Source organism: Streptomyces sp. NRRL S-646 (assembly GCF_000720765.1).
Lineage (GTDB): Bacteria > Actinomycetota > Actinomycetes > Streptomycetales > Streptomycetaceae > Streptomyces.
The window spans coordinates 73,619-81,988 of the sequence record NZ_JODC01000027.1 but is presented as its reverse complement, the minus strand read 5'-3'; the positions used below and the strand labels follow the sequence as shown (position 1 = coordinate 81,988).

Below are 8,370 nucleotides of genomic sequence, written 5' to 3'. Positions count from 1 at the left end.
CTCCTCGATTTCTGCGTCAGGCGCGGATCGGCTTGCGCGGCGGCCGCACACGTTCCGGTGACATCCACAGTGACATCGCGTCACATACCGCCCTCTGAGGGGTCCCCACCTTGAACGGCAAGAACTTCCGCATGCCCGCACGCCGTCTCGCCACCGTCGCGACGGCCACGGCCCTCGCCGCCGGTCCCGCGGCGCTGGCCGGCGCGGGCGCCGCGCACGCGACCGGCGACCAGGGCCGGGCGAGCGCCGTCGTCCTGCGCACCGGGCTCGACGTGTCCCTGCTCAACAAGACCGTGAACGTTCCCCTCGCGGTCTCGCTCAACCAGGTCGACGCGCCCCAGAGCGCCGAAAAGACGGCGCTGAGCGCCAAGCTGGACGGCGTGAACGGCGGCAGGGCCTTCAGCGTGCTGGACGCGAAGACGGCCAAGTCCGCGGCGAGCGTCACCTCCGCCAGGGCCGAGGGCTACACCAACCTCGCCGACGCCAGTGTCCATGTCCCGGGCCTGCCGCTGCTGTCCCTCATCGAGCTGGAGCAGGTCACCTCGAAGGCGGTCTGCGAGGCCGGCAAGAAGCCCGTCGCCTCCTCGAACCTGGGCGGTTCGGTGACCGTCCTGGGCAAGAAGGTCACCCTGACGACCGGCGGCACCACGGAGGTCAAGGCGGCCGGCATCGGTGAGGTGCACCTCGCCCTGTCGAAGACGGAGACGACGTCGCGTACGGCGGCCGCCACCGCCCTCGAACTCAAGGTCTCCGTCAACCCGTTGAAGCTGAACGTGGCCGACGTCGAGGGCACCCTCACTCTGGCGAAGGCGACCTGCGAGGCCCCGGCAGGCGGCTCCGCCGACTCCAGCGGCTCCGGCAGCTCCAGCGGCTCCGGCAGCTCCGGCGGCACCAAGGTGCAGGGCGGGGAGAGTGGTCTCGCTGAGACCGGCGGCAGCTCCATGACGCCGTACATCGCGGGTGGGGCGATCGCCCTGCTGGTGGCGGGCGGCGGGGCGGTGGCGCTGGCGCGGCGCGCGCGGAGCTGAGCGCTCCGCGGGTTGTGCGGGGAGGGTCGTCCATTGTCTGCGGCGCAGTGGGGGCTGGTCGCGCCCACGCGGCGGAGCCGCATATTGGATACAGCCCCGCGCCCCTGTCGGGACGCAGCCCCCGCCCCTCGGGAGGATGGCGGGGGTCGTGCACAGGCTCTCTCTCAGCGGCCCGCCGACGCCAGCGTCAGTGCTCGGTCCAGTGCCTGCAAGAAGGTGTTGACCGTCGCCCTGTCCCGTACCGCCAGGCGCAGCCACTCCTCGCTCAGCCCCGGGAACGTGTCCCCGCGCCGTACCGCGAATCCAAGGTCCCGCAGATGGCCGCGCACCGCGGCCGCCCGAGGCAGGCGTACGAGGACGAAGGGGCCCTCGGCGGGCTGTGCCACCCGCAGTCCGTCCGAGGCGAACTCGGCCAGTCCGGCGACGAGATGGGCCCGGTCGGCGGCGATGCGGTGCGCCGCGTGCGCCGCCTCCGCCAGGGCCTGCGGTCCCATGCAGGCCTCGGCGGCGGCCAGCGCTGGCGTCGACACCGGCCACAGGGGCTGGGCGCACTCCAGTTCTGCGATCGTCTCAGGGGCGGCGAGGACGTAGCCGATCCGCAGTCCGGCCAGCCCCCAGGTCTTGGTCAGGCTGCGCAGCACCACGAGCCCAGGGACGTCCGTCCGCCCGGCCAGCGCCTCCCGCTCACCCGGCACCGCGTCCATGAAGGCCTCGTCCACGACCAACGTCCGCCCGGGGCGGGCGAGTTGGGCAACGGTCGCGGCGGGGTGCAGGACGGACGTCGGGTTCGTCGGGTTGCCGATCACCACCAGGTCCGCGTCCTCGGGGACCGCCGCCGGGTCCAGGCGGAAGCCGTCCTCCTCGCGCAGCAGCACCCGGTCCACGGTGTGGCCCGCGTCCCGCAGCGCCGCCTCCGGCTCCGTGAACTGCGGGTGCACGACGACCGGCCGGCGCACCTTCAGGGCGCGGGCGAGCAGCACGAAGGCCTCGGCGGCACCCGCTGTCAGCAGCACCCGCTCCACCGGGAGGCCGTGCCGCGCCGCCACCGCCGCCCGCGCGGCCCGTCCGTCCGGATAGGCCGCGAGGGAGCCGAGCGAGCCCGCGATGCGCTCGCGCAGCCAGGCGGGGGGTGTGTCCGCGCGGACGTTCACCGCCAGGTCGACGAGGGCGGAGCCGTCGTCGCGCACCTCGGCGTCACCGTGGTGACGGAGATCGTGCTCAGTGCGCATGGGCGTGCCCGCCGTGGTGGTGACCGTGGTGGTGATGGTGACCGTCGTCGTCCGGGTGGAAGTGCGGCTGCTGCGGCAGCCCCACCTTGTCCTCGAAGCCCGGCAGCGCGATCCGGTACACGCACGAGTCGCAGTTCATGCGCAGATCGCCCTTGACGGCCTCCTCGTAGCGCTCCATCACCAGGTCCAGCAGCTCGGGCTCGGGCCCGATGACATCGGCCGACCGCACCTCGACCTCCGGGTGCGCGGCCGCCCAGCCCTCGGTCTGCTGCCGCACCCGGTCCGGCAGGATGCCGGTGAACAGGAAGTAGGGGAGGACCACGATCCGCTTGGCGCCCAGCCTCGCGCACCGGTCCAGGCCGCTCGGCACGTCCGGCGCCGCCAGCGACACGAACGCCGTCTCCACGCCCGCGTAGCCGCGGCCCTCCCACAGCAGCCGTGCCGCCTTGTACACCTCGGCGTTGGCGTCGGGGTCCGTCGAGCCGCGCCCCACAAGGAGCACGGTCACGTCGGCCCGGTCCTGAGGTGTACGCGCGGCCTGACCGAGCGCCTCGTCCAGCCGTCGCTCCAGGACCGACAGCAGCGAGGGGTGCGGGCCCAGCGGACGCCCGTACGTGTACGAGATCCCCGGGTGGCGCTCCTTCTCGCGGGACAGGGCCGCCGGGATGTCGCCCTTGGCGTGCCCGGCGGACACCAGCATCAGCGGTACGGCGGCGAAACGCCGTACCCCCCGCTCCACCAGTTCGGCGACCGCCTCGCCGAGTGGCGGCGGCGACAGCTCGATGAAGCCGCCCGCGACGGGCAGGTCGGGGTGCCGGTCCCCCAGCTGCCGTACGAAGTCGCGGAACGCCTCGGCTCCGGCCTCGTCCCGGGTGCCATGGCCGGCGATGAGCAGGGCGGGCGGCGGGGTGGTCACGATTTCTCCTCGGAGTACGAAGTGGGGTGGTACAGCAGGGCGTTCAGTGCGGCCGACGCGACCGCCGAGCCGCCCTTCTCGGACACGTTGCTCACGGCGGGCAGCCCGCTCTCGCGCAACGCGGCCTTGGACTCGACCGCGCCGACGAAGCCGACGGGGAGGCCGATGACGAGTGCGGGGGAGGCGTCCAGGGTCAGCAGCTCCTCCAGGGCGGTCGGCGCGTTGCCGATCACCCAGAGGGCACCCGGGCCGACCTGCTCGTAGGCGAGCCGTATCGCGTGCGCCGAACGGGTCAGTCCGGGGCCGGCCACGGCGTCCCTGAGCCGGCACACCGTCTCGCGCCGGGTGATCCCGGCCGCGACCATCTCCACGTCCACGACGACGGGCGCCCCGCCGTGCAGGGCGTCATACGCCTTTTCCAAGGCGCCCTCGTCCATGACGAGATCGGTCGCGTAGTCGAGGTCGGCGGCGGAGTGGACGACCCGCTCCACCACCGCCCGCGTCAGCGGAGGGAAGTGCGAGGTGTCCAGACGGGCACGCAGCCGCCGGTAGGACTCCTCCTCGATCGGGTGAACGACACGGGCCACACCGGTCACTTGGCACCCTCCTGCCAGCGGTAGCCGCGCGGCGTCACCATGCGCCCCGCGATCTCACGGGTCGCCGTGTTGCCCACGGTCACGACCGTCATCATGTCGACCGTCGCCGGGTCCAGGGAGCCCAGATCGGTCACCCGGCTGGATTCGTCCGGCCGCGACGCGTTCCGTACGACACCGACCGGCGTCGTCGGCTCCCGGTGTTCCGCGAGGATCGCGAGCGCCTTCGGCAGCTGCCAGTCCCGGCCCCGGGAACGCGGGTTGTAGAAGGTCACCACGATGTCCGCCTCGGCCGCCGCGCGCACCCGCCGCTCGATGACCTCCCACGGCGTGTGCAGGTCGGAGAGGCTGATGGACACGTGGTCGTGTCCGAGCGGCGCGCCCAGGATCGCCCCGGCCGCGAGCGCCGCGGTGACGCCCGGTACGCCGAACACGTCGATGTCGTCGGAGGCCTCGGCGAGCGCGGGCGAGGCCATGGCGTACACGCCTGCGTCGCCGCTGCCGATCAGCGCGACCGCCTGACCCTTCCGGGCCTCGGCCACCGCGGTCCGTGCGCGCTCCTCCTCGGCGCCGAGCCCGGACTCCAGGATCCGGGTGCCGGGCCGCAGCAGGTCGCGGATCTGGTCGACGTACTGGTCGAGGCCGACGAGTACGGAGGCGCGCCGCAGTTCGGCCGTGGCGCGCGGGGTGAGCAGGTCGCGGGCGCCGGGACCGAGCCCGACCACCGCGAGCCGCCCGCGCGCCGCACGCCGTACGACGGCACAGGTCGCCATCGAGGCGTGCCCGTCCGCACGTGCCGACTTCCGCTTGGGGACGAGGAGTTCACCGCCCCGGACGAGCGCGGAGGCCTCGGCGACGGAGGGAGTACCCACGGCGGTGAGCGGGGCGTCGGAGGGGTTGGGAACCTCGACCTTCGCCAACTCCTCGGCGGAGTACGTCACCAGGGGCACCCCGAGCCGCGCGGCCGCCTCGACGATGCCGGGCTCCTCCCGCTTGGCGTCCACGGTGACGAGTTCGGCGACGCTACGGGGCGAGAGTCCCGCGTTCCGCAAGGCACCCTCGACCAGGCCGAGCACCTCGTCGGCCGGGGCGCCCCTGGACGCGCCGACACCGACGACGAGGGACGGCGGACGGAGCAGCACCTCCCCTTCGGCGGGCACGAGCGCACGGTCCGTCAGCCGGACGGTGTACGAGCCCTGCGTGCTGCCTTGCACGGCGAACGGCACTGGCGGCAGCGGCCACGCCACCTCCGCGTCCAGCGCGACCGGCTCACCGTCCAGCAGAGCCCGCGTGACGCCCGCGACGTCGCCCTCCACGGGGAGGCCGAGCGTGTCCAGGCCGGGAATGCCCACCGCGTCCGTCGCCGTGGTCACCACGGGCTCGGCACCCAGCAACTCGCCCACCCGCTCGGCGAGTTCATTGGCCCCGCCCCCGTGCCCGCCCACCAGCGACACGGCGAACCGCCCGCCCTCGTCGACGCACACCACCCCGGGGTCGCTCTTCTTGTCCCCCAGCAGGGGCGCCACGAGCCGAACCACCGCCCCCGTCGCCAGGAAACACACGAGCTGCTCGCACTCCGCGAACGCGGCCCGTACGGCGTTCCCGACGGGACCCTCGTACACACGCGTACGGTCCGGCCACGCCGCGGCCAGCCGGTCGCGCGCCGCCGCCCCCGCCGCGGTGGCGGAAATGAGGCCGATCACAGGGCAACTCCTTCACGAGAAACGGGGGTTCTGGCCCCCCACAGCAGGAAAACCGGATTGGTCGCCGCCAGCCGGGTCACGTCCCCCGGCAGCGGCGCCAGCCGCGAGGACTGCAACAGCACCCCGTCGCAGTCGAACCCGGCACCGGTGAGCGCGGAACGCACCGCGGGCACCCGGTCCAGCGCGGCCATGGCGACCACGACCGTCCGCCGGGCCCGCCGCGCGCACACACGCACGATGTCGGGCAGCTCGCGGCCCCCGCCGCCGACGAACACGGCGTCGGGATCGTCGAGTTGGTCCAGCGCGTCCGGCGCCGTCCCGTGCACCACGTGCACGTCGACGCCGTGCGCGCCCGCGTTGGCGTGGATCCGCTCCACCCCGTCCGGCGCCTTCTCGACGGCGCTGACGGCTGCGCCCAGCCGCGCACACTCCACAGCGACGGAACCCGAGCCGGAGCCGACGTCCCACACCAGGTCGCCGGGGCGCGGCCCGAGCCGGGCCAGGGCCAGCGCCCGTACCTCGAACTTGGTGATCATCGAGTCGCGGTGCGCGAACTCGCCCTCGTCCAGCGCCCATCCGGGGGGCCGTACGGCCGCTCCCGCCAGCGTCCGTACGGGACCGAGCGCCCGCGTCTCGTCCAGACACAGGACGACACTCACCGCCGTACCCCAGTCGCGGCCCGCGGCCTCGGCGGGGGAAACCCGCTGCAGGCCCTCCTCGGCGGAGCCGAGCGCTGAGGCGACGAGGAGGACCCGGCCGGGCGCGGTGCGGGCGAGCGCGGCACCCAATTCCGCCGGACCGGCGCCGGGCCCGGTCAGCACGGCCACCTTGGGGTGCGCCCGGCACACGTTGACAGCCGTCCGCGGATCCCGCCCGTGCGCACTGACGACGACCGCGTCGTCCCAGGTCAGCCCCAGCCGGGCGAAGGCGGTGGCGACGGACGAGACCCCCGGCCGTACGTTCAGACGCTCCGCACCGAACCGCTCGGACAGGGCCCGCACGATCCCGAAGAACCCGGGGTCGCCGGAGGCCAGCACGACCACGCGCCGGTCCTTGCCGACGTACTCCTCCATGGCGTCCAGGGCAGGTGCCAGCGGCCCGAGCACGATCCGCTCGGCGGTCTCGGGCAGCCGCACGGCGTCCAGGTGCCGTCGCCCGCCCACGACGAGCTCGGCCCCCGCCAGCGCTTCGAGGGGAACGGGTGCGCCCGTCCCCGTACCGACGACCGTGATCACGTACTGGCACCCCGCGTGCGCAGGGCCCTGCGGGCCTCCGGGTCGGCCTTGCGGTAGCCGTGGAAGTGGCCCGGGTGGTACAGGTGCGAGCGAGTGCCCTCGGCGTCCAGGGCCGGGCCGACCAGGAAGAGGGTGTGCTTCCAGAGCTTGTGCTCCTTGACCGTCTCCTCCAGCGTCCCGATCGTGCACCGCACGACCAACTCCTCCGGCCAGGTCGCCTGGTAGGCGACGACGACCGGCGTGGACGTCGGATAGCCGCCCTCCAGCAGCTCCCGCACCAGCTGCCCGCTGCGGGCGGCCGACAGGAAGATCGCCATGGTGGTGCCGTGCTTGGCGAACTCCCGCACCTCCTCGCCGGGCGGCATGGGCGTCTTGCCGCCGCCCAGCCGGGTCAGGACGACGGACTGCGCGACCTCCGGGATGGTCAACTCGCGCTGCGCGAGCGCGGCGACGGCGGAGAACGCGGAGACGCCGGGCACGATCTCCGTCTCGATGCCGATGCGCGCACACCGGTCGAGCTGCTCCTGAGTACCGCCCCAGAGAGCGGGATCCCCGGAGTGGATACGCGCGACCTTCAGGCCGGTGCGCTGTGCGCGCTCGTACACGGCGACGACGTCCTCCAGCGACATCGTCGCCGAGTCGAGGATCTCCGCGTCCTCGCGCGCGTGCTCGAGGACCTCCGCCTGCACCAGGCTCGCGGCCCAGATCACGACGTCGGCCTCGGCGATGGCGCGCGCGGCACGGAACGTCAACAGGTCGGCGGCGCCGGGGCCGGCACCGACGAAGGTCACCTTGCCGGTGGGGGCATCGGCCATGGGAACGGTCCTCTCTAGCAAAGCTCTGGTCTGGCTCTCGGTCTTACAAGCAGCGGTGTGGTTATTGCCGTCGGACGTGCGTGAACGGGGGTTGATCGGATAGCAAGGGCGTATGGCGGTCTTCGTCGCGCTCGGCGCGTTCCTGATGACGCTGGCCGGCGGTTGGACGGCACAGCGTGTGACCGACCGCCGCCACCTGGTTCTGGGCCTGGCCGGCGGACTGATGCTCGGTGTCGTCGGTCTGGACCTGCTGCCGGAGGCGCTCAAGGCGGCGGGCGAAGAGGTCTTCGGCGTACCGGCGGCCCTGCTCCTGTTCGTGGCCGGATTCCTGCTGGCCCATCTGGTGGAACGCCTGCTGGCGGCCCGCCAGGCCTCCCACGGAGGGGAGGAGAGCAACGGCCGCGTGCCCGAGGTGGGTCTGACGGCGGCGGCGGCGATGGTCGGTCACAGCGCCATGGACGGCGTGGCGATAGGCGCGGCCTTCCAGGTCGGCGACGGCATGGGCGCGGCTGTCGCGCTGGCCGTCGTCGCCCACGACTTCGCGGACGGCTTCAACACGTACACGATCACCAGCCTGTACGGGAACGCCCGCCGCAAGGCGCTGACCATGCTGTTCGCGGACGCGGTGGCCCCGGTGGCCGGCGCGGCCTGCACGGCCTTCGTCAGCATTCCGGAGGGCCTGCTGGGCGGCTACCTCGGCCTCTTCGGCGGCGTACTCCTCTACCTCGCCGCCGCCGAGATCCTCCCCGAGGCGCACCACGAACACCCCGCCCGCTCGACCCTGCTGTGCACGGTGGCGGGGGCGGCTTTCATCTGGCTGGTGGTGGGCCTGGCCGGGTGAGCCCGCGCCG

8 protein-coding genes are annotated in these 8,370 nt (G+C 73.5%); 2 read left to right on the top strand and 6 right to left on the bottom strand.

The features are described from left to right. Positions 1-110 precede the first annotated feature (110 nt). A complete protein-coding gene (locus tag IH68_RS0143920; protein ID WP_030947983.1) occupies positions 111-1,028 on the top strand; it encodes an SCO1860 family LAETG-anchored protein in 918 nt (305 codons plus the stop codon). Positions 1,029-1,192: 164 nt separating this feature from the next. Here the strand turns inward: IH68_RS0143920 and cobC are convergent, their stop codons facing one another. From cobC to cobM, 6 genes are read right to left on the bottom strand one after another with little or no spacing between them, the layout of a single operon-like run. Next, positions 1,193-2,257 carry an Rv2231c family pyridoxal phosphate-dependent protein CobC gene (cobC, locus tag IH68_RS0143915; protein ID WP_030947980.1) on the bottom strand — a complete coding sequence of 355 codons (1,065 nt, stop codon included), beginning with the start codon at positions 2,255-2,257 and terminating at the stop codon, positions 1,193-1,195. Next, positions 2,247-3,173, bottom strand: a complete 927-nt coding sequence (locus IH68_RS0143910) for a sirohydrochlorin chelatase (RefSeq protein ID WP_030947978.1) — start codon at positions 3,171-3,173, stop codon at positions 2,247-2,249. Before IH68_RS0143910 ends, cobC begins: the two co-directional genes overlap by 11 nt. Beyond that, a complete protein-coding gene (locus tag IH68_RS0143905; RefSeq protein WP_030947976.1) occupies positions 3,170-3,760 on the bottom strand; it encodes a precorrin-8X methylmutase in 591 nt (196 codons plus the stop codon). The genes IH68_RS0143910 and IH68_RS0143905 overlap by 4 nt, the downstream gene beginning before the upstream one ends. Positions 3,761-3,765: 5 nt before the next feature. Continuing rightward, complete coding sequence (gene cobJ, locus IH68_RS0143900) at positions 3,766-5,469, bottom strand: precorrin-3B C(17)-methyltransferase (protein ID WP_030947973.1); 1,704 nt, start codon at positions 5,467-5,469, stop codon at positions 3,766-3,768. Next, positions 5,466-6,704: a bifunctional cobalt-precorrin-7 (C(5))-methyltransferase/cobalt-precorrin-6B (C(15))-methyltransferase gene (locus tag IH68_RS0143895; RefSeq protein WP_030947970.1), complete on the bottom strand. Its 1,239-nt coding sequence runs from the start codon at positions 6,702-6,704 to the stop codon at positions 5,466-5,468. Before IH68_RS0143895 ends, cobJ begins: the two co-directional genes overlap by 4 nt. Next, the gene (gene cobM / locus IH68_RS0143890; RefSeq protein ID WP_030947968.1) at positions 6,701-7,519 is read right to left on the bottom strand and encodes a precorrin-4 C(11)-methyltransferase; all 819 of its coding nucleotides are present in this window, start codon (positions 7,517-7,519) and stop codon (positions 6,701-6,703) included. Before cobM ends, IH68_RS0143895 begins: the two co-directional genes overlap by 4 nt. Positions 7,520-7,631: 112 nt before the next feature. Between cobM and IH68_RS0143885 the strand changes: the two genes are divergently transcribed. After that, positions 7,632-8,360, top strand: coding sequence for a ZIP family metal transporter (locus IH68_RS0143885; protein WP_030947965.1), 729 nt, complete (start codon positions 7,632-7,634; stop codon positions 8,358-8,360). Positions 8,361-8,370: the final 10 nt, after the last annotated feature.